We start from the raw sequence: 19,498 nt of genomic DNA, 5'->3' as shown, positions 1-19,498 counted from the left end.
AGCACCTTGCCAAGTCTATATTTATTATACATTCGAAGAAGTAAAACTACTCCTCACCTTCTGCATATCATTTAAAATACTCTGATCTAATACACGAGCATACCGTTTTGTCATGCTGATATTGGAATGACCTAACATTTTGGCAACATTCTCAATACTAACGCCATTAGCGAGGCAAACAGAAGTGGCATAAGTATAAACGAAAAAGGTAATTAATAGCAGTCAGATGTAAATAGCAGATTATCAAGTCTATATGTCGCTTGTGGTCTTTAGTTGTCTATCATTGAAAAAGCAGAAAAGAGCATTTCTAAGTAGTAGTTCCGTTGCTTATCCGTTACCCTTTTTAGAGGTAGCCAACAAGCAGAAAAACAATGAATTAAAGCGGAACTCTATTCATAGAATCATTTTTCTCTTTTCGCTGTCCTCATAAGACCATTAAACGGTCTGTTTGACAGCAACTTGCATCATTTCAAATAACTCTGTTACAAGTAACTTTATCAACTTAAAAAACAGAGATATGAAAGCAGACTTAAAAGTACATTTTTACTTAAGAAAGACCGATGAAAAGAAAAACGGTGAGTGCCCCGTTATTGGGAAAATTACTATTGGCAGAGATGTGGCACAGTTTAGTGCAAAGATTACCGCTAAAGCATCACTTTGGGATATTGTTTCAGGTAGAGTAAAGGGTAAGAGCAAACACGCTACCGAAGTAAACAGTACACTTGATAAAATGGCTGTGTCAATTAGTGCTACTTACCGAAAACTACAGGAGAATAGAACCAGCGTAACCGCTACCAATTTGAAAAATACTTTTCAAGGTATCGCATCCGAACAGGAAACAATAATCAAGTTCTTCACGCACCATAATGAAGAATTTAGGAAGCGAGTTGGGGTAAATCGTGAATTATCCACTTACCAACAACATGAAATCTCCTTGCAGCACCTCAAACGGTTTATGACACTGAAATACAAATTATCAGATATACCGTTTACCCAACTTGATTATTCTTTCATAGAGAAATATGACTATTATTTGCGGATAGAACTACACAGAAAACCTAATACTATCTTAGGTATAACAGCCTATTTGCGTAAGATGATAAAATACGCCATTGGAGAAGGTATCATAACCCAAGATCCATTTGAAGGGTATTCTCCCGAAAAACCAAAACTTACGCAAAAATATCTAACTCGTGATGAATTAAACAAGATAATAAACACCCCGTTAGATCACCCGTGCAGGTATCTAACCCGTGATATGTTTTTGTTTTCAGTTTTCACAGGTCTAGCGTACAGGGACATTTGTAATCTTACAGAGAAAAATATAGTAAGAGCTTCGGACGGTATTCTGTGGATAGAAACTACTCGACAAAAAACAGGAACACCATGTCAAATTCCCCTAATGGAAATCCCGTTGCAAATTATTGAGAAATACAAAGGATTAGCCCTTGATAGTAAATTATTACCCATGCTTAGTTGTGGCAGATTAAATAAGAATCTAAAAATTATTGCTGAAATATGCGACATAAAACGTAAACTAATTTTTCATGCCGGACGACATACTTTCTCGACTGAAATTTGCCTCTCGCAAGGAGTACCAATAGAAACAGTTAGCCGTATGTTAGGGCATCGTGATTTACGTTCAACACAGGTCTATGCAAAAATCAACAACAATAAAATATCGGAAGATACCGACAAACTGGAGAAACGGATAAAAGGTAAATTCAGATTGACAGGTATAGAACAATAAAAACATCATTAATACAATTATCATTATGGAAATAAAGACATCAATCAAACGAAGCACGTTTGCTATATTATTTTATCTCAATACTTCAAAACCCCGTAAAGATGGAACTTGTCCGATTGTCGGGCGTATCACGATAGACGCTAAATCCGTACAATTCAGTACCAAGATAAATCTTTCTCCCTCTGATTGGGACACAAAGAAAGGACGAGCGAAAAAAGAAAGAAAGGAACTTGTACAGATAAATAAGACACTTGACCGTTTGGAAGAACAAGTAAAAACGCATTATTCCAAAATTGTAGAAATAGAAGGATATGTAACAGCCGAAAGGGTAAAAAATGCCTTATACGACATAGGAGCTAAAGCAACGAACTTGTTACAACTCTTTCAGGAACATAACGAGGAATTTGAAAAACGTGTCGGTGTAAACCGTGTTTATTCGACCTATTACCTCTATTTATCTGTATATAAACATCTTTCTAATTTTATTCTATCTCGCTATCAAACAGAAGATTTACCTTTAATCAGTCTAAATCACAAGTTCATCAATGATTATGACTTTTATCTAAGAGTTGAAAGAAAAATGTCAGCACATACAGTCTTGAATCATATTATTATTTTGAAGAAAATAATAAGGCGATCTATTAATCAGGGTACTCTAAAGCGTAATCCGTTTATCAATTTTATAGCGGAAACACCACAAAGACTACACAGGCATTTGACGGAAGAAGAGTTTCAAAAGATACTCACCACTCCTATAGCATCCTATAGATATAGTCGCACAAGAGATTGGTTCGTTTTTTCAGTGTTTACAGGTGTATCCTATGCGGATATGTGCGCTTTATCTATCAATAACTTAATAGAGGAACAAGACGGTAGTACATGGATAAAAATCTCCCGTCAGAAAACAGGTACAGTATGCAGCATTAAACTGTTGAGTATTCCTTTACAGATTATAAAGAAGTATGAGAAAGAACGAAAAAGTGATAAAGTATTCAATATGATTAACCGTCCCAGCCTTGCCGTAAACATGAAAGGACTTGCTAAAATATGCGGAATCGAGCGAGATTTAACCTACCACATGAGCCGTCATACTTACGGAACTCTGATAGGAGTTTCGCAAGGTGTACCGATAGAAACCGTTTGCAAATTGATGGGACATAAGTCTATTCAAACAACACAGATTTACGCAAAAATCACTAATCAGAAAGTAAATGAGGATATGAAACAGTTATTTACCAAAGTAAGTGGTAAGTACCAAGTTGCTGAAAGTGATATTACTTCCGAAGTAGCACACAAGAAATTTCCTCACTGGAAGAAAATTAATGAAATATTTCCAGAGAACAAAGAGGAATAGTTTGAGCGTCTTTTCCAAAGCAGACTAAAACATTAACAAAGGTAAGCTCCGCATCCAGCCCGTTCAAGTCCAAGCCCTAAAGGGTTAAGCTAAAAATCTCCACACCTGCGCTACGCTTCGGGTAGTATTTTTAGCTTAAGACTTGCACAGACTGGATGCTACACTGATAGAGTTAATGTTATTAATCCGTTTCGGAAAAAATGTATGTAGTATGTAGTTGGAATCAAATGGCATTTGTCAGATATATGGTATCTTTCGTTCCTAATTCAATTATTCTTTCTAAAAACAGAGGGTTGCTTTTCAAAATGCTTTTTGAAAAACTTATTAAAAGCACTTTGAGTTTCAAAACCTAACAAAAAAGAAATTTCAACCAATGATATATTCTCTTTAAGGTATTTGGTTGCCAATTCTTTTCTCACATCATCAAGAATTGTTTGATATGAAGTGTTTTCAGATAATAACTTTCGTTGAAGAGTACGATCACTCATATTCAAATCACGAGCAGTACTTTTCAAACTGAGGTTTATTCCCGGAACGGTTTGAAGTATATACCTACGGACAACAGATGAAACTGATTGCTGCTGTTCTTTTTCAAGTTGCCCAGAAATCAACTGCTCGGCTATAAACAGCATTTCGGGATTTGCATTGGTAATATGAGTTTCAAGTATCTCTTTATCAAAAATCATCATAAACGGCTTATCGAACCTTACCGGACATTGCATCAGAGTTTCCAGTAAATCAGGTGTAGTTTCTTGCTTGTATGGGGAATGTACCGATACAGGAGTAATATGTTTCCCGGTCAAAGTATAGATAAGTTGAAGTATGATACCATATTGAGACTCGTAAACATGCCTTGTTGCGATTGGATAATTTTCTGAAAATTTGTCTGCAACTTGCATTGAATGATAAAAATATTGTTCATCAGAATGGTTACTAAACAAACATATCGTATTGACAGCAGGAGCATAAAGAGGTGATTTTTGAAATACATCTTTCAAAGTACGGCAGTTCTGATATAGATTGAGTATTACTCCCATTACAGACACGGGAAAGTTAAATCCCATTTTAAGTCCTATTCGTATGTTAGGTCTTTGACTTGCCATATATTCAAGAGATTGCCCTACTATGCTGCTGTCAATCTTATTTGTCGCTTTCTCAAATAATGAACTATCAATACCTAATATACTAAATACCTCTGCTTCGTCCATTTCAAGCAAACTTACCTGTCGTAGTATAATATTAAATGTCCCTGCTGTTATATACATTATTCAAATATTGGCGTGATTGGACAAATCTATGGCTTAAATTTCAATTCTCCAAATACCAAGCAAAGTAACTTTGCAAATAAATTGTAAAACAATAAAATCAAAGATTATGAATGAATTAAAACTAATTGTAAGCCTGTTCCCTATTATTTTTATGCTCCACGAATTTGAAGAGATTATAGGTTTCAAACATTGGGTTACTAAAGACGGGGCATGGATTGCGAAAAAGTACCCCAAAGTAGCTAAACAAATTTCTTTTTATGAGAGATTGTCAGTTCCGGCATTTGCATTAGCAGTGTTGGAAGAATTTATAATTATAGGCATTGTAACCGTTTGGGCTTTAACATTACAATGGTATAATGTGTGGATTGCTGTCTTTTCAGGATTTTCACTTCATATTTTAATCCACATAGGTCAATGGATGATAGTTAGAAAATATATCCCTATTATTATTACATCTTTGCTCTCAATACCGTATATTATCTGGGGTATCAATAGTATCGTTCGTTCATTTGCCGTTATTGAGATTGTGACATGTTTTATTGCAGGGGTATTTGTTGCTGTTTTAAATCTATTTTTCGCTCATAAATTAGCATCTAAATTTGATAGATATATGAAAAATAATTTGTGAATGAACAAATTCATCTTAAATAATAGTTACAATGAATCAGTTATCCGAACAGAGATTTTTCCGACTATTGTCGGAATACTCGCAGAAAGAATTTGCCGTAAACGATTTAACGGCTGCATTACAGGAACTTGCTAACCATTTGGTAAGCATTGCTATAAGTGAACAAGATTGCGCAGTATTATTACGCTACTTCTCTTTTGGACTAAACAGGCTCAAATCGCATCGTGTGCAATTTGAGCAGGGGGAAAAATACTTTGCTATTGCTAATTGATGAAGCAATAGGACTTGTAAATACAGAAATCCGCATACTCAATATGCGAATTAAATATCCAGTTCAGTTCCAAAACCGGAAGGATAAATTTCCACTCTCACCGCTTCATCTTACAGATGAAACCTATCTTATAGAAATCATGGAACTGGTTAGCGGAACCTTCTTATCTGAAAGAGTTGTAACCTACAATGGAACAAAATCACCACTTACAGAAATCGGAAGAGCGTTTGAACACCTCTTTAATATCAAATTAGGAGATATTCATAAAAAGCATGAGAATGTAATTTGCCGGAAAGCCAACAAACGCACCGAGTTTTTGGATATACTTCGGAAAGCCATTACCGAAGAAAGTGAAAAGAAAGGCTATTTGTAAATCAATTATTTACCAACTATTCTTAGGGGTGTAGTATATCTACTCCCCTAACTTATTTACACCCATTTGCCGAACTTTGCTTCATCAATCGATTGAAAACAATAATATTAAACTTAAAAACGAAGCAAAATGTATATAGACAACGAAAATTTCGATAAGTGGATGGAAAGGCTATCGAAGAAACTTGGGGAGATAGGTCAAAACCTGCAATCTCTTATCAATACCGATAAAGTGCTGGATGAAAACGACCGACTATTAGACAATCAGGATTTAGCTTTCCTGCTGAAAGTATCTTTCCGAACCTTGCAGCGTTATCGGGCAAGTGGTAAGCTCCCTTACTTCACGATAAGTCATAAGACCTATTATCGTTCGGCTGACATTCGGGCATTTGTTCAGGAAAAAGCTGATAGCAAGACCTATGAACGGTTCAAAAAGGAAAATCAACTTGATAAGCAAACCGAAGCAAAACAAGGTGGGTAATATTACTGCCTGACGAAGTGTCACCATTCCCTATTTAGCAGAAATCGCCTTGCCTTGTGGTTCAGCTCATTTCGCTAAATGAAGCAAGAGGGAACTGGACAAGTCCTGTTCTTCCCTCTTGCCCTGCGGGGCAAAGCCTTTGGCTTTAGCGTGTTACAAGAACACGCTGTAATGACACCTGTAATAAGCATTTTCTTTGTAATGCTTATTATCAAGCATTTATCCATTCATGTTTCTATAAAAAAGTAATTACCATGCCAAATAGCAGTCGAAAAACGATATTCACGACCATTTCCATAGACAAGGAAACGGCAGCTTTGGTAGAGAAGATATGCAAACGCTATTCACTGAAAAAGAGTGAAGTTGTAAAGTTAGCATTCGGGTATATAGATAAGGCGCATATCAACCCATCCGAAGCACCTGAATCGGTAAAATCGGAACTGGCGAAGATAAACAAACGGCAGGATGATATTATCCGCTTCATCCGACACTACGAGGAAGAACAGCTAAATCCCATGATACGCACCGCCCATTCTATTGCAGTTCGGTTTGATAGTATTGGCAAATCATTAGAAACACTTATCCTCTCACAACTGGAATCCAGTAAGGAGAAGCAAACAGCCGTATTGCAAAAAGTAAGTGAGCAGTTTGGCAAGCACGCCGATGTAATCAACCAGCAAGGGAAACAACTTACCGCCCTTTATCAGATACACCAACGGGACTATAAGAAGTTGCTACAATTGATACAACTCTATACAGAGTTATCCGCTTGTGGTGTGATGGATAGCAAACGTAAAGAGAACCTAAAAGCCGAGATAACCAATCTGATAAACACATAGAGCCATGCACATAGATTTTGCCCCACCATCAAAAGGAACATACAACAATGCAGGGAGTAGCCGACAATTAGCAAATTATTGCGAGCATGAAGATTTGGAACGGATGGAAAAAGGAATCTATACCGATGGCTTTTTCAACCTGACGGATGATAATATCTACAAATCAAATGCTATTAAGGATATAGATAGCAATATCGGGCAACTGCTGAAAACGGATGCTAAGTTTTTCGCTATCCATGTCAGCCCATCAGAAAGTGAGCTTCGGGCAATGGGTAACACCGAACAGGAGAAAGCCGAAGCCATGAAACGGTATATCCGAGAGGTGTTTATTCCCGAATACGCTAAGAACTTCAACAAAGGACTATCCGAAGCCGATATAAAGTTTTACGGCAAAATCCATTTCGACCGCAACCGTTCCGACAATGAACTAAATATGCACTGTCATTTGATTATCAGCCGTAAAGACCAAACAAACAAAAAGAAGTTATCACCGCTTACCAACCATAAAAATACCCAAAAAGGGACGGTAACGGGTGGTTTTGACCGTGTAAATCTATTCCAACAGGCAGAACAAGGCTTTGATAAATTGTTCGGCTACAACCGTCAATTATCTGAATCCTTTGAGTATGCTAATACTATGAAAAACGGCAACATAGATGATAAACTGAAAATGCAGGAACAGGAATTACAAGAACCAAGACAGTATTTTACTGGCGAAAATAAAAAAGAAACATTCCAATCCAGTGAAAAAGAAAACAAGACTTCTTGCAATCTTGATAATAAGCAAAATAATGGAATGATATATAAACGGTTTGGTAAAATAAAGAGGGAGCGGATCTCTGATAATCCCGGGATTGATGCTTAGGCATTACCACAGGCTCGAAGTTACCTGCTCAATCACAAGGAACCTGAATGATGGATTCGCTCATCTCGGTTTGAACCTGCTTCTTATAACTGCCATTACGTGAGTTGCCGCTATGATCTCCTTGATTGGAGTGCTTTTCATAACCTAAATGGTATCCATCTCTGCTCCCAATATTTGCTCATAAACACGAGTGTGAAACTCCTTCATGAAAGCTGTCACATTTTCACCTGTCTCAAATTGAGACTGAAAACTTTGCTTAAAAATTCTTTCGGAATGTCCATAAATTGTTTTTTACAAAGTTAATAGATTAATAAAAAAACTACGAGAAGAATCCCGTAGTTTTCTATTTGTACAATCTCATGGACTGTTCCAAGAATCATTGTAGTGAGAATAATCTAATTTTAGGAAAGCGAGTTTTTAGGCTCGCTTTCTTGGTCACAATGATAATTTTTTAGTCTCCATCAACACTTTCACAACAATAATTGGAAAGCTTCAATTTGATTTCAAAGATCAATTTCTTGTCAATACATTTCTTGTTAATACATTTTTTGTTAATACATTTTTTGTCAATGTTCTTTTTCATTTCTAATTACTTTTAAATCCAACAATGTATGTCTTTTTTTGCGATTTTATTATCGCTAGTATATCCAACCGCAGCACAACCTCTGCATATATTTGATAAGTCACAGTCTACGCAGTCGAAATTTTTATATGATTCATGATATTTTTGTGAAAAAACATCAAAAATATCTCTAAGTGTTTTTTCTCTAATATTACCTATAGCGTAAGGTAGATGGCTACAAGGTAATACAGTCCCGTCAGGCATCACGGAAAGAACAGAGTATCCAATACCACAACCATATCTTTTATGTGTTGAATAATCATCTAAATTCAGAATGCCATATTCATATAAGAATAGTTTCCACAAATTTTCCTTCAAAGACAAAATATTATCTTCATTTAATAACACTTTTTCAAATATATTTTGATAAATATTTCTTAGTTCAATTGGTTTCATGTTGATAATGAACTTATCGTTTATATCTCTAGTGAAACTAAACTTATTTGCATGTAAATCATTTTTTGCTAATCTTATGCATCCTATTAAATCATTTAAATTTTCTTTTCTTAATGTGTACATAATATGCAAGTTGACTCCCTTGTCAACCAGCAAATCTGCTGCTCGTTTTAATTCGGCATAAGCAAAGTCGTTTTTTCTTATATAATTGTGTGTATTAGGAAGCCCATCCAAACTCAACTGGAAATGTTTAATATTTAATGATTTTATTATCTCCGAATTTTCTACAGTTATGCTTTGGGGATTTCCCAAAATTCCAACAGTAGCTCCTAAAGAGGCAGTATATGATATGATCTCATATATTCCATTGTACAACAATGGATCACCACCTGTGAAATTAATCATTATCTCTTTTGCCTCATTTTGAAATTCATCAACGGATGCCTTAATGATTTTTTTGAGATCTTTATAAGAGATTTCATCTGATGATGAAATATTTGACATATAACAATGTATGCATTTATTTTGACATTTATTGGTTAAATGCCATTGTATATTAAATAATTCTCTTTTCATAATCTATTAATTTTATTTAATACTCCCATTAAGTAATCATCAGCATATTTCCATATAACATCAGACCAATTCAAAATAGCTTTATTTAATCCTATTTGTTCAAAATTTTTAGAAACCACTTCAATACCCCATTTTTTTAGCAACTCTTCTCTTGCGACTTCTGCTTTTTTTATTAATTCATCTTCAGAAGAGCTTCCTTTATGTCTTACGAAGTCTCTAATCTTTCTAAGTTCCCTAATGATTTCATCATAGTGTATTGCTATTTCTCTGTTTGAAAAATAAAACTGAGAGGCAACCCTCATTCTTAATCTAAAAGTATATGCATGTCTTAATTCATTTGAGAACTCATCACAGTCAATACATTCTCCTCTTCTTATGTATGCATATATTAAACTTAATGGTGCATTTATTCGTTCACTTATCTCATTGGCAAGTCTTACCGCTTCTGTTTGTTTCAAATCTCTCGTTTGTTTTTTGTAGTTAATTCTGTTTATTAACCATGATCCTACTAAAAGTGAAAACAAAGATATAACAAAAGGATGACCCAATATGTCAGGCATTTTGCATAATACTTCCTTATAATCCATAGCTGTTTTTAATTATATTGTTACAAAAATTTATGCAATTAATAATATCTTCAAAAACAGAAAACTCTTTATTCGAGTGTGGGTTGTAATATCCACATGATATATTAACACAAGGAGTCTTCAACTCCCTTCTTTTTAGAGCTACGACATCTGTTTTTCCACCTTTACTTAAAGAATAACCATACTTTTTACCAATATCCTGTAGTTTATTAGCTATAAATATGGGGCATAATTCTGTTCCACTAACTTCTGTTACAATTTCACTTGATCCTTTCTTATCACATTCGATTAATAAAGCACAATTATCATAAAATTGTAAGTCGGAATTTTGACTACCCATACACCCAATTTCTTCTTCTACAAAAAAAGACACCTTTAAAATTGGGAGTGACTGTAGCAATCTTAAGGCTATATAAATTCCATTTTTATCGTCTGCACCTAAGCCACATTGTAAATTATCCTCACCCACTGAATACAATATTGTATTATTCGTTTCGAGTTGCTTACTAGTAATCACTGTTCTTTTATTTATATTATCCTTAGTTCCTTTTTCATCAAGGTGCGCGGCTATGCATATGTATTTATCAGACACTCCTTTGGTTATGTGCATATTACCATAGGAGTCTTCTATCCAAGTGATTTGATTGATATTTACTAACACATTATTAGTAATATGCTTTTTCATTGGCATCTCGAACTGACTAGGAGATATGATTCTATATAACTCTGTTAATAATTCCATGCATATATTTGTATAACAGCAAGTTAACTAAGAATACTACATACTCTTTTTCGCCTAATAAGAACTATGAAAAGTATTTAATGTAGCACACACAAATATAAGCTTTTTTAATGAAAGCTTATCTCTGTTTGCTACTTTTTTTTGTTTTATCAAATTAAGCATTATCTTTGTTGCAGGTTATTAAAATGATGCAATATCAAGAATATTAAAGTAGATAGCACGTTGCTAAACCGTTACCCTTTTCAAAATAGCATATCATAATATACTGTTTATCAGTTGGATATTTTGTAAGCGCACAGTAGTGGCATAGCTGTGGCGGGCTGTGTGCGTGGAAATTTCCTTATGAATCCCGCACAAATCGCTGATTTCTTTCAGATAACTATTCATTTTCTGATTGCAAGGAACAGGCAGTAAAACATTCTGTTTTTGACACTTTGGATTATCCTTATACTTCTCAATAATGGCCAAAGGAATATCCAGTAGCGGAATATTACACATATTCTTTGTCTTCTGCCGAGCCTTGCGAATCCAAAAGTTACCTTCTCTGTCTTTTACGATATGTTCAGCCGTTAGTTGCTTAATATCTATAAATGACAAGCCCGTGAAGCATCCAAAAATGAAAATATCACGTACTAAATCAATACGAGGTAAATCAAATTTCTTATTTGTTATGATTTGCAGTTCATCCCAAGTCAGGAACTCCCGATTGACTTCCTTTTCATGGAACTTGATACCAATAAAAGGGTCTTTGCTAATCCACTCATTGGCAAGAGATAGATTAGCAATCTTTTTCAGGCATTTCATATAACGGATAACGGTATTTTGAGCACATTCCTTTTCTGTTTTCAAGTAAAAGTCAAAAGCCCGAATAAATTCTCCGTTTATATCTTTGAGCGGTAAATCGTCTTTGTCGTACTTGATTTTAATAAGTTCAGTTAAATAGCGTTTACAGCTTTCATAACGACGTACAGTAACCAAAGCGAAGTCTTTACCCACCAACTGGCGACATTGGTCGTTATGCTCTTGAAAAGTAGCTATAAGTGTTTTAGGTTCTTCTTTTTCTTCCAAGTTAAAGAATTTATCCCGAAGAATGGTAGCTGTTATAGGTAGACTTTCCTTTTTCAGCTCTGCATGTATATTATATAACTTGATTCGGGCTTCTTCGATATACTTGTTCAGGTCGTTTGATTTGCGGTCTTTACCACGAGAACATTCTTTCGCCTGATTCCATAGGGAAGGGGTAATACTTTTACGGATATTCGTTTCAGAACGAACATTATTAACCGTAATTCTCATACATACAGAAGCTTCACCATTCTTCAATAGTTTTGTTTTCTTTAGGAAAAACAAAACACTAAATGAATTTCTTTCCATCATTTTTCTACTTGTTTTAAGTGATACAAAATTATGGAAAAGTGGAGAGAGTTTCGCTATGTAACATGCTGACAAACAGAGTCAAACAAAGACAAAAGGTGGAGATGTATTATCTCCTGATTTGCTCCACCTTTTGCTCCACCGAAGTAGGTCAAAATTTGCTGTTTTTTGCGTAGTGGGTAAAAATAAAAACTCCCGATATTCATTGAATATCAGGAGTTTACTTCTTTTTGCTTTCTCTAAAAGTGGTGCCACCAGGAATCGAACCGGGGACACAAGGATTTTCAGTCCTTTGCTCTACCAACTGAGCTATGGCACCTTGTTTTGTTTAACGGGTGCAAAGATAGAGACTTTTTTTGTTTTTGCAATAGTTTGAAAGAAAAAACTTGAAATTTTAATCGTTCAGGGAGTTCCAGCCTTGGGCTTTCAGTTCAACTTCGCCACCATCACGACCAACTAAATAATTACCAAGTTCGGGTTTCGTGATATGGCCGATGACTTTAACTCCTTTCATTTCAGATACTTTGTCATGTTCGGTCAGAGGAACAGTAAAGAGTAGTTCATAATCTTCACCACCATTTAGTGCAGCTGTGACGAGACTCATGTTAAATTGTTCTGCCATGATTGCCGTTTGATAATCGATAGGAATACGATCTTCATAAACCCGGCAACCGACATTACTTTCTTTGGAAATATGGAGTAATTCGGAAGAAAGACCGTCTGAAATATCCATCATGGCAGTTGGAACAACTCCTGCATTATGTAATAATTCTATGATGTCTTTACGTGCTTCGGGTTTTAACTGGCGTTCCAATAAATATTCTTTACCGGAGAAATCGGGAGTGAAATCTTTTTCTCCTTTAAAAACTCTTTTTTCCCGTTCCAGCAGTTGCAAGCCCATATAAGCTGCACCCAAATCTCCGGAAACACAGATTAAGTCGGTTTCTTTTGCTCCGCTGCGGAATACAACTTTGCCTTTTTCCCCTTCTCCGATACAAGTGATACTGATACACAAGCCTGTTAATGAAGCGGAAGTATCCCCTCCAACCAAATCAACTCCATAAACTTCGCAAGCCAGTTTGACTCCGGCATAAAATTCATCCAGGTCTTCCACTGAAAAACGTTTGGAGATGCCAAGAGATACCGTTATTTGTTTAGGCAGCCCGTTCATCGCATAAATGTCGGAGAAGTTTACTACAGCGGATTTGTATCCCAAATGTTTCATTGGGACATAGGTAAGGTCAAAATGGATACCTTCCAGTAGCAAATCGGTAGTTACAAGTACCTGCTTGTCTTCGTAGGAAAGAACGGCTGCATCGTCGCCTATTCCCTTGATTGTGCTTGCATTTTTTAATTCAATTTTGTCAGTCAGATGGCGGATTAAACCAAACTCGCCTAAAGTTGCTATTTCTGTTCTGTTACTCATTTTGTATTTGCGTATAATGCTGTTTTTTGTACGTTGATTATATGTCTTTTAATTAATTCGTCAAAATTATTTTCCGTATAAAATTCGATAGTGATAGGCAAATAATATAAAGATTGCTTCCACTCCTCCGGGATAAACGGGGTGTTTTTTAACCGTGCCGCATCTTTTTCCGTCACAAGAATCAGCTTGCCGGGCGATTCCATTTGCTCATAAATCGTATCTAATTTTTTAATATCGGATTTATTGAAAATATGATGGTCTGGAAAAGTTGCGATATATGTTTTATTGGAATATTTCTGCGCTTCATGAATGAAATGGACAGGAGAGGCGATACCGGATATAAGTAGCATGTCGTCTTCTTTTCCTATCTCATTGTGTGTGAGCGGACGGGCTATATCCGGGAACACCGGCTCGATTTCTCCATAAGAAATTCCGGTAAAGAAAAGTTGCTGGTTTGCCTGGAGCTTCATATTCTTTTCGATGATACGGAACTCGATGGGCTTCATTTCTTTTTCGCATTTGGTTACAACAACAATGTCCGCACGCCGTATGCCGCTTACCGGTTCACGTAACCGTCCGCTGGGCATTAGTTTGTCATAATAAAAAAGGCGATGGTAATCTGTCAGGATAATAGACAGTGACGGAGTAACATAGCGATGCTGGAAAGCATCATCCAATAAAATAATTTCCGGCTGTATGTCATGGGGCAAGTCTAATAAATTTCTGATACCGCGGCGGCGGTTACTGTCTACAGCCACCAGTATCTCCGGAAATTTACTTTTCATCTGATAAGGCTCGTCCCCGATATCCTGGCTTGTACTTTGTGCATCTGCTAAAATAAATCCTGAGGTTTTTCGCTTATACCCGCGACTTAGCACGGCTATACGATACTGCTTTTCCAATAGGCGAATCAGATATTCCGTATGTGGGGTTTTTCCCGTTCCTCCCACTGCCAGGTTTCCAACACTTATAATCGGAACTGAATATTGCTCGGAAGGCAGTATCCCCCAGTTAAAAAGCTGATTACGTATTTGTATACAGATTCCGTATAGCCAGGTAAACGGTATCAACCAGGAATTTATTTTGATATCATTGCTCATTGGCATCTGTTTATAAAGGGTTTATATGGTATGCTTATGAAACGGTCGAACAGGTTTTGGGGATTGGCTGTATTTTTCATTGTATCGGCAATACCTATCCGCATGAAAATAAAAGCGGTACTAACCAATTTCACTGTTACAAATACCCCCAATGCCGAAGCAAACATTATTTTTAAAAATTGTTTCATAATTGAGCGAAGAACTTTAATCAAGCTACAAAGATAACATAACTTATTGATGCTAATGTAATTTAGATTATATTAATGTAATAAAGAAGGATTTATATCCTTGCCGCTTGATAACCGGACAGGGGAAACCGTTGACAGAATAAGCCCGTTTACTTCGGAATGTCGTATTAGTATATATGAAGGGAATTCTCTATCTTTGTGGCTCTTATAATAGTTAGCACAAATAATTATAGATACATGGCATTTACCAATAACGTAATGATTGTTCGCCACGGTTTGATGGCGAAGTTAGTAAAACTTTGGAAAGAAAACCGCCTATTAGGGGAAATTGACCGTCTGCCAATAGAATTAAGTCCCAGGAAATCAAAGGTAATAGGTCGTTGCTGCATTCACAAGGAACGGGCAGTATGGAAGTATAAAACTTTGCCGTTGTTAGGGTTTGATATGCAGGATGAAGTGGACGAATTGACTCCTTTGTCCGAATATGCCAAACGGGCATTGTTGCGTTCCGAAAATAAAAAAGATAACCTGATGTGCGTGGTTGATGAAGCATGTTCTTCCTGCGTATCGGTGAACTATGAGATTACTAATTTATGTCGTGGATGTGTGGCCCGCAGTTGTTATATGAACTGTCCGAAAGATGCGATCCGTTTTAAGAAAAACGGACAGGCGGAAATAGACCATGATACTTGTATCAGTTGTGGAAAATGCCATCAGAATTGTCCTTATCATGCGATTGTATACATCCCGATTCCTTGTGAGGAAGTTTGTCCGGTAAAGGCAATCAGCAAAGATGAGTATGGCGTGGAGCATATCGATGAGAAGAAGTGTATCTATTGTGGAAAATGTATAAATGCATGTCCGTTTGGTGCTATTTTCGAAATCTCCCAGGTATTTGATATTCTTCAGCGGTTGCGTAATAAGGAGCCTATGGTTGCAATTGTTGCTCCCTCTATTTTAGCCCAGTTTAAGGCTCCAGTGGAAAATGTATACGGGGCGATTAAAGAAATGGGTTTCCTTGAAGTGGTAGAGGTTGCCCAGGGTGCTATGGCTACAACCCAGCATGAAGCAGAAGAATTAAAAGAAAAATTAGCGGAAGGCCAGCCTTTTATGACAACCAGTTGTTGTCCTTCCTATATTCAATTGGCAGAGAAGCATATACCGGATTTGAAAAAGTATATTTCTACTACCGGTTCACCGATGTATTATACGGCACGGATTGTTAAAGAGAAATATCCGGATGCCCAAATCGTCTTTATCGGCCCGTGTGTAGCGAAGCGTAAAGAAGTTAAAATGGACCCTGCCGTAGATTTTACCATGACATTTGAAGAAGTCGGTTCCGTATTGGACGGCTTAGGCATTAAGATAGAAGAAGCACAACCTTTTTCTGTTTTATTCAATGCCGTGCGTGAAGCACATGGTTTTGCCCAAAGTGGTGGTGTGATCAATGCGGTAAAGGTTTATTTGAAGGATGAGGCCGAGGATGTTAAAGCTATCCAGGTGGCGAATCTGACTAAGAAAAATGTCGCTTTGTTGCGTGCTTATGCAAAGACAGGTAAAGCACCGGCACAATTTATAGAAGTTATGGCATGTGAAGGCGGATGTGTTACCGGTCCGTGTATCCATGGTGATAAAGCTACCAGTCAGCAACAACTGATGAAGGAACTTACTAAATTCTAAACATAAATGAACAAAAAACTCGTTTTACTCTTTTCGCTGGCGGGAGCATTGCTTTTTACGGCATGCGGTCCTCGTGAAGTTCCGGCGACAGGAGATTATTCCGTACAGGTTTTCGCCAAAACGCCTGTACGTTTTGCTCCGGATATGTATCCGGCTGCTTATAATGTTCCCGGGCCGGACAGTATTTATCATCTTATGAACGGACGTATTATCTTGAAGAAGATAACATTGCCGGACTATAAACGAACCGTATCTGTTAATTTGCAGGTAACGCTCGCATCAAATGGTGACCGTTGGGATAAATCCGGTTCCTGTTTTGTTTTACCAAAAGAATCGGGTATAAACTTATTGGACATTGCCCGTGGAGAAAAACAGTTCCCGGCAGTGGACAGTACGAAACTTGAAAACATGATCGGTATTATAGCAGGTCCCGATTATAAACCGACTGTGGAACTGATGCGTTTTATGACTCCTTTCGGTGTCGGGCATTATAGTTCTCCGGACGATAGCCTGACAAAACACCGTAAACCTGTTTATATAGACCAGTGGGCCGACAGTGTAAGCTGGGAACAGGATATAACGGATTTGTATCCTTTGTTGGAAGGAGAAGCATATGTGGGTGTTTTTATTGATACCTGGACAACGGAAGGCTATGTGGTTAGCATGAATATCGATGTCACAGAGTCGAAGCTTGCTTACGACCCGATGCAACGCCGCCATGTGGAGCCATTGATGAATACGGTTTATTATGAAGGACAGACGTATCCGGATATTTTTGCACGCAAAGATGTCTCTACTGAGTTTGATGTGCCGGATGGTGCCCGTAATGTGCGGTTGAAATATATCGTTACAGGACATGGGGGGCATTCCGGAGGTGATGAGTTTGTTCAAAAAAGGAATATTGTTTCGGTAGATGGAAAAGAAGTTCTTAACTTTGTCCCATGGCGTTCGGATTGTGCTTCTTTCCGTCGTTTTAATCCGGGAACAGGAGTTTGGTTAAAGCAGCGTCTGGCTTCTTATATCGATAAGGACGGGTATTCGGAGAAGATGGTGGAGGAACCGTTAGGATCTTCTGACTTATCCCGTTCCAACTGGTGTCCGGGTTCGGATGTAATGCCGGAAGAAGTGGAGCTTTTTGATATTCAACCGGGAAAACATACATTTACGGTAAGTATTCCGGAAGCCCAGGAAATAGATGGGAATAAACTGAACCATTGGCTGGTATCGGCTTATTTGGTTTGGGACGAATGATTAATATAATAGGGACAGGTTCAACCTGTCCCTGCGATAGATAACCGATAAATTAAAATATTATGGATACACTACTGCCTTTCTTCCTGTTATGTTTTACTTCCTTTTTTACATTGACGAACCCGTTGGGTACAATGCCGGTGTTTCTTACCATGACGAATGGTATGAGTGAGATGGAGCGTCATACGATAGTCCGCAGAGCTACGATTGTTTCTTTTATTACACTGATGGTTTTTACTTTTTCCGGCCAGTTCCTTTTTAAGTTTTTTGGCATATCGACGAATGGTTTCCGTATAGCCGGAGGCATTATCATTTTTACGATTGGTTTTGATATGTTGCAGGCGCGGTATGCGAAGGCCAAGCTGAAAGAAGATGAGGTAAAGAGGTATGTGAATGATATTTCAATCACGCCACTTGCCATTCCGATGCTTTGCGGTCCGGGAGCCATTGCAAATGCCATTATGTTGATGGATGATGCAACTACTATGGCTAAAAAAGCAATACTGATAGGGACGATTGCTCTGATTTATTTTATTACCTTCTTGATATTGAGGGCATCAACCCGTCTGAACCGTTATATGGGAGAGACCGGAAATAATGTAATGATGCGTTTGATGGGACTTATTCTGATGGTTATAGCCGTAGAATGTTTTGTCAGCGGATTCAAACCGATTATGATTGATGTGTTGAAATCGGCAATGGCTTTATAAATCCGTAAACTTCCTTTTCCCTTTGAGATAGAAGGCGGCAATCAGGCTTTTCTGATAGATTTCCGGTATATTGCTGAGGGTCGCTTTCTGTAAATTTTCTTGACGGACCGGCAGGTAAGAATCTCTGAGTTTAAAGAAAGACTGCCGTGCATTATATACCGCTTTCGCATTGGAGATGTGCCCACAAAACAGAAACTTTGTTGCTGCGATATAGTCCAGGATGAAACGGGCACGCATGGCTTGCCTTAGTTCCTTGTCCGGTAGATTTTTATATAGCATCAACAGGTTATTCCGGAAATTCAGGAATGTTTTACGCGGACTTTCTGCGTTAAGTGTTCCTCCTCCCAGATGGTAGACCACAGACTCCGGTGTACATACAATCCGGTATCCGCGTGAACGTAAGCGCCAGCATAGGTCTATCTCTTCCTGATGTGCGAAAAATTCAGCATCGAGACCCCCCATTTCTTTATATAAGGCTGTACGGATAAACATACAGGCCCCGGTAGCCCAAAGTAAATTCGCAGGAGTATCGTATTGCCCGTTATCTTTTTCGACAATATGAAGGACTCGTCCGCGGCAATAAGGATAACCGTAGTGGTCTATGAACCCACCAGCAGCCCCTGCATATTCAAAGCTTTCCCTATCCCATAACGAACGGATTTTAGGTTGTGCACATGCAATGGAGGAATCTGCTTCCAGCGCTGCCATCGGGGCGTCTATCCATCCGGCCGGGGTTTCAACATCACTGTTAAGGAGAACGGTATATTCGCTGTTTATTTGTTCCATTGCAAGATTGTAACCACCGGCAAAGCCATAGTTACGGTCGAATTTTATGATTCCGACAGCCGGGAATCTTTCTTTCAGCATATCGAGTGAACCATCGGTAGAGCCATTGTCGGCAACAATCACCTGTGCCCACTCTTCGGGAGTGTTCGCAAGTACAGATGGAAGATATTTTTCCATTAATTCTTTTCCGTTCCAGTTAAGGATGACGACCGACAGTTTTTTTTTCATTGTA

19 protein-coding genes, 1 tRNA gene and 3 pseudogenes are annotated in these 19,498 nt (G+C 37.6%); 11 read left to right on the top strand and 12 right to left on the bottom strand.

Going from position 1 to position 19,498, the window contains the following annotated elements; translation table 11 throughout:
* Positions 1–24 precede the first annotated feature (24 nt).
* Positions 25–198 (bottom strand): annotated as a pseudogene (locus ACGE0T_RS16460) (tyrosine-type recombinase/integrase); the annotation flags it as partial.
* 319 nt (positions 199–517) lie between these two features.
* Here ACGE0T_RS16460 and ACGE0T_RS16455 point away from each other — a divergent pair.
* Together ACGE0T_RS16455 and ACGE0T_RS16450 are read left to right on the top strand one after the other, a co-directional pair.
* Positions 518–1,750, top strand: a complete 1,233-nt coding sequence (locus ACGE0T_RS16455; RefSeq protein WP_459187683.1) for a site-specific integrase — start codon at positions 518–520, stop codon at positions 1,748–1,750.
* A gap of 25 nt (positions 1,751–1,775) precedes the next feature.
* The gene (locus tag ACGE0T_RS16450) at positions 1,776–3,104 is read left to right on the top strand and encodes a site-specific integrase (RefSeq protein ID WP_459187682.1); all 1,329 of its coding nucleotides are present in this window, start codon (positions 1,776–1,778) and stop codon (positions 3,102–3,104) included.
* 266 nt (positions 3,105–3,370) lie between these two features.
* On the opposite strand, the gene ACGE0T_RS16445 is transcribed toward ACGE0T_RS16450, so the two are convergent.
* Positions 3,371–4,312, bottom strand: coding sequence for a helix-turn-helix domain-containing protein (locus ACGE0T_RS16445; RefSeq protein ID WP_459187681.1), 942 nt, complete (start codon positions 4,310–4,312; stop codon positions 3,371–3,373).
* A 166-nt stretch (positions 4,313–4,478) separates the two neighbouring features.
* Between ACGE0T_RS16445 and ACGE0T_RS16440 the strand changes: the two genes are divergently transcribed.
* The 6 genes and pseudogenes from ACGE0T_RS16440 to ACGE0T_RS16415 all read left to right on the top strand — a co-directional run.
* On the top strand, positions 4,479–5,000 hold the full coding sequence (locus ACGE0T_RS16440) for an HXXEE domain-containing protein (RefSeq protein ID WP_036614702.1): 522 nt from the start codon (positions 4,479–4,481) through the stop codon (positions 4,998–5,000).
* 31 nt (positions 5,001–5,031) lie between these two features.
* The gene (locus ACGE0T_RS16435) at positions 5,032–5,271 is read left to right on the top strand and encodes a hypothetical protein (protein WP_459187680.1); all 240 of its coding nucleotides are present in this window, start codon (positions 5,032–5,034) and stop codon (positions 5,269–5,271) included.
* Positions 5,234–5,644, top strand: coding sequence for an RteC domain-containing protein (locus tag ACGE0T_RS16430; RefSeq protein ID WP_459187679.1), 411 nt, complete (start codon positions 5,234–5,236; stop codon positions 5,642–5,644). Before ACGE0T_RS16435 ends, ACGE0T_RS16430 begins: the two co-directional genes overlap by 38 nt.
* Positions 5,645–5,773: 129 nt before the next feature.
* A complete protein-coding gene (locus ACGE0T_RS16425; protein ID WP_459187678.1) occupies positions 5,774–6,124 on the top strand; it encodes a helix-turn-helix domain-containing protein in 351 nt (116 codons plus the stop codon).
* A 254-nt stretch (positions 6,125–6,378) separates the two neighbouring features.
* Positions 6,379–6,963 carry a BfmA/BtgA family mobilization protein gene (locus tag ACGE0T_RS16420; protein WP_459187677.1) on the top strand — a complete coding sequence of 195 codons (585 nt, stop codon included), beginning with the start codon at positions 6,379–6,381 and terminating at the stop codon, positions 6,961–6,963.
* 4 nt (positions 6,964–6,967) lie between these two features.
* Positions 6,968–7,756, top strand: a pseudogene (locus tag ACGE0T_RS16415) (DUF5712 family protein); the annotation flags it as partial.
* A gap of 103 nt (positions 7,757–7,859) precedes the next feature.
* Here the strand turns inward: ACGE0T_RS16415 and ACGE0T_RS16410 are convergent.
* From ACGE0T_RS16410 to ACGE0T_RS16370, 9 genes and pseudogenes are all read right to left on the bottom strand, one after another.
* Positions 7,860–8,109 (bottom strand): annotated as a pseudogene (locus tag ACGE0T_RS16410) (transposase); the annotation flags it as partial.
* A 314-nt stretch (positions 8,110–8,423) separates the two neighbouring features.
* Positions 8,424–9,422, bottom strand: a complete 999-nt coding sequence (locus tag ACGE0T_RS16405) for a radical SAM protein (protein ID WP_459187676.1) — start codon at positions 9,420–9,422, stop codon at positions 8,424–8,426.
* The gene (locus ACGE0T_RS16400) at positions 9,419–10,009 is read right to left on the bottom strand and encodes a hypothetical protein (protein ID WP_459187675.1); all 591 of its coding nucleotides are present in this window, start codon (positions 10,007–10,009) and stop codon (positions 9,419–9,421) included. Before ACGE0T_RS16400 ends, ACGE0T_RS16405 begins: the two co-directional genes overlap by 4 nt.
* Entirely contained in the window at positions 9,999–10,751 is a 753-nt protein-coding gene (locus ACGE0T_RS16395) for a hypothetical protein (RefSeq protein WP_459187674.1), read from the bottom strand. Before ACGE0T_RS16395 ends, ACGE0T_RS16400 begins: the two co-directional genes overlap by 11 nt.
* A 255-nt stretch (positions 10,752–11,006) precedes the next feature.
* Positions 11,007–12,125 (bottom strand): site-specific integrase, encoded by a 1,119-nt coding sequence (locus tag ACGE0T_RS16390; RefSeq protein ID WP_459190496.1) that lies wholly within the window; start codon positions 12,123–12,125, stop codon positions 11,007–11,009.
* A 246-nt stretch (positions 12,126–12,371) separates the two neighbouring features.
* A tRNA-Phe gene (locus tag ACGE0T_RS16385) sits at positions 12,372–12,444 on the bottom strand.
* Positions 12,445–12,519: 75 nt separating this feature from the next.
* Complete coding sequence (gene thiL, locus ACGE0T_RS16380) at positions 12,520–13,551, bottom strand: thiamine-phosphate kinase (protein WP_459187673.1); 1,032 nt, start codon at positions 13,549–13,551, stop codon at positions 12,520–12,522.
* The gene (lpxK, locus tag ACGE0T_RS16375) at positions 13,548–14,657 is read right to left on the bottom strand and encodes a tetraacyldisaccharide 4'-kinase (protein WP_459187672.1); all 1,110 of its coding nucleotides are present in this window, start codon (positions 14,655–14,657) and stop codon (positions 13,548–13,550) included. The genes thiL and lpxK overlap by 4 nt, the downstream gene beginning before the upstream one ends.
* Positions 14,648–14,839 (bottom strand): hypothetical protein, encoded by a 192-nt coding sequence (locus ACGE0T_RS16370; protein ID WP_459187671.1) that lies wholly within the window; start codon positions 14,837–14,839, stop codon positions 14,648–14,650. Before ACGE0T_RS16370 ends, lpxK begins: the two co-directional genes overlap by 10 nt.
* Positions 14,840–15,076: 237 nt before the next feature.
* On the opposite strand from ACGE0T_RS16370, the gene ACGE0T_RS16365 reads away from it, so the two are divergent.
* From ACGE0T_RS16365 to ACGE0T_RS16355, 3 genes are all read left to right on the top strand, one after another.
* Positions 15,077–16,519 carry a monomeric [FeFe] hydrogenase gene (locus tag ACGE0T_RS16365; RefSeq protein WP_459187670.1) on the top strand — a complete coding sequence of 481 codons (1,443 nt, stop codon included), beginning with the start codon at positions 15,077–15,079 and terminating at the stop codon, positions 16,517–16,519.
* Positions 16,520–16,525: 6 nt separating this feature from the next.
* Positions 16,526–17,770 carry a PNGase F N-terminal domain-containing protein gene (locus tag ACGE0T_RS16360; protein WP_459187669.1) on the top strand — a complete coding sequence of 415 codons (1,245 nt, stop codon included), beginning with the start codon at positions 16,526–16,528 and terminating at the stop codon, positions 17,768–17,770.
* Between the two features lie 62 nt (positions 17,771–17,832).
* A complete protein-coding gene (locus tag ACGE0T_RS16355; protein ID WP_459187668.1) occupies positions 17,833–18,480 on the top strand; it encodes a MarC family protein in 648 nt (215 codons plus the stop codon).
* Here ACGE0T_RS16355 and ACGE0T_RS16350 read toward each other — a convergent pair.
* Positions 18,475–19,494, bottom strand: coding sequence for a glycosyltransferase family 2 protein (locus ACGE0T_RS16350; RefSeq protein WP_459187667.1), 1,020 nt, complete (start codon positions 19,492–19,494; stop codon positions 18,475–18,477). The two genes, ACGE0T_RS16355 and ACGE0T_RS16350, sit on opposite strands and share 6 nt — an antisense overlap.
* Positions 19,495–19,498 lie beyond the last annotated feature (4 nt).

This window comes from Parabacteroides sp. APC149_11_2_Y6, assembly GCF_054506995.1.
The sequence above is the reverse complement of the archived record's forward strand: the minus strand, read 5'-3'. Positions and strand labels throughout refer to the sequence as shown.

What these genes read in the sequence shown, in the direction of transcription:
- ACGE0T_RS16455 (WP_459187683.1), top strand. Translation starts at nt 518, where the DNA reads ATGAAAGCAGACTTAAAAGTACATTTTTACTTAAGAAAGACCGATGAA.
- ACGE0T_RS16450 (WP_459187682.1), top strand. Translation starts at nt 1,776, where the DNA reads ATGGAAATAAAGACATCAATCAAACGAAGCACGTTTGCTATATTATTT.
- ACGE0T_RS16445 (WP_459187681.1), bottom strand. Translation starts at nt 4,312, where the DNA reads ATGGACGAAGCAGAGGTATTTAGTATATTAGGTATTGATAGTTCATTA.
- ACGE0T_RS16440 (WP_036614702.1), top strand. Translation starts at nt 4,479, where the DNA reads ATGAATGAATTAAAACTAATTGTAAGCCTGTTCCCTATTATTTTTATG.
- ACGE0T_RS16435 (WP_459187680.1), top strand. Translation starts at nt 5,032, where the DNA reads ATGAATCAGTTATCCGAACAGAGATTTTTCCGACTATTGTCGGAATAC.
- ACGE0T_RS16425 (WP_459187678.1), top strand. Translation starts at nt 5,774, where the DNA reads ATGTATATAGACAACGAAAATTTCGATAAGTGGATGGAAAGGCTATCG.
- ACGE0T_RS16420 (WP_459187677.1), top strand. Translation starts at nt 6,379, where the DNA reads ATGCCAAATAGCAGTCGAAAAACGATATTCACGACCATTTCCATAGAC.
- ACGE0T_RS16405 (WP_459187676.1), bottom strand. Translation starts at nt 9,422, where the DNA reads ATGAAAAGAGAATTATTTAATATACAATGGCATTTAACCAATAAATGT.
- ACGE0T_RS16400 (WP_459187675.1), bottom strand. Translation starts at nt 10,009, where the DNA reads ATGGATTATAAGGAAGTATTATGCAAAATGCCTGACATATTGGGTCAT.
- ACGE0T_RS16395 (WP_459187674.1), bottom strand. Translation starts at nt 10,751, where the DNA reads ATGGAATTATTAACAGAGTTATATAGAATCATATCTCCTAGTCAGTTC.
- ACGE0T_RS16390 (WP_459190496.1), bottom strand. Translation starts at nt 12,125, where the DNA reads ATGGAAAGAAATTCATTTAGTGTTTTGTTTTTCCTAAAGAAAACAAAA.
- thiL (WP_459187673.1), bottom strand. Translation starts at nt 13,551, where the DNA reads ATGAGTAACAGAACAGAAATAGCAACTTTAGGCGAGTTTGGTTTAATC.
- lpxK (WP_459187672.1), bottom strand. Translation starts at nt 14,657, where the DNA reads ATGCCAATGAGCAATGATATCAAAATAAATTCCTGGTTGATACCGTTT.
- ACGE0T_RS16370 (WP_459187671.1), bottom strand. Translation starts at nt 14,839, where the DNA reads ATGAAACAATTTTTAAAAATAATGTTTGCTTCGGCATTGGGGGTATTT.
- ACGE0T_RS16365 (WP_459187670.1), top strand. Translation starts at nt 15,077, where the DNA reads ATGGCATTTACCAATAACGTAATGATTGTTCGCCACGGTTTGATGGCG.
- ACGE0T_RS16360 (WP_459187669.1), top strand. Translation starts at nt 16,526, where the DNA reads ATGAACAAAAAACTCGTTTTACTCTTTTCGCTGGCGGGAGCATTGCTT.
- ACGE0T_RS16355 (WP_459187668.1), top strand. Translation starts at nt 17,833, where the DNA reads ATGGATACACTACTGCCTTTCTTCCTGTTATGTTTTACTTCCTTTTTT.
- ACGE0T_RS16350 (WP_459187667.1), bottom strand. Translation starts at nt 19,494, where the DNA reads ATGAAAAAAAAACTGTCGGTCGTCATCCTTAACTGGAACGGAAAAGAA.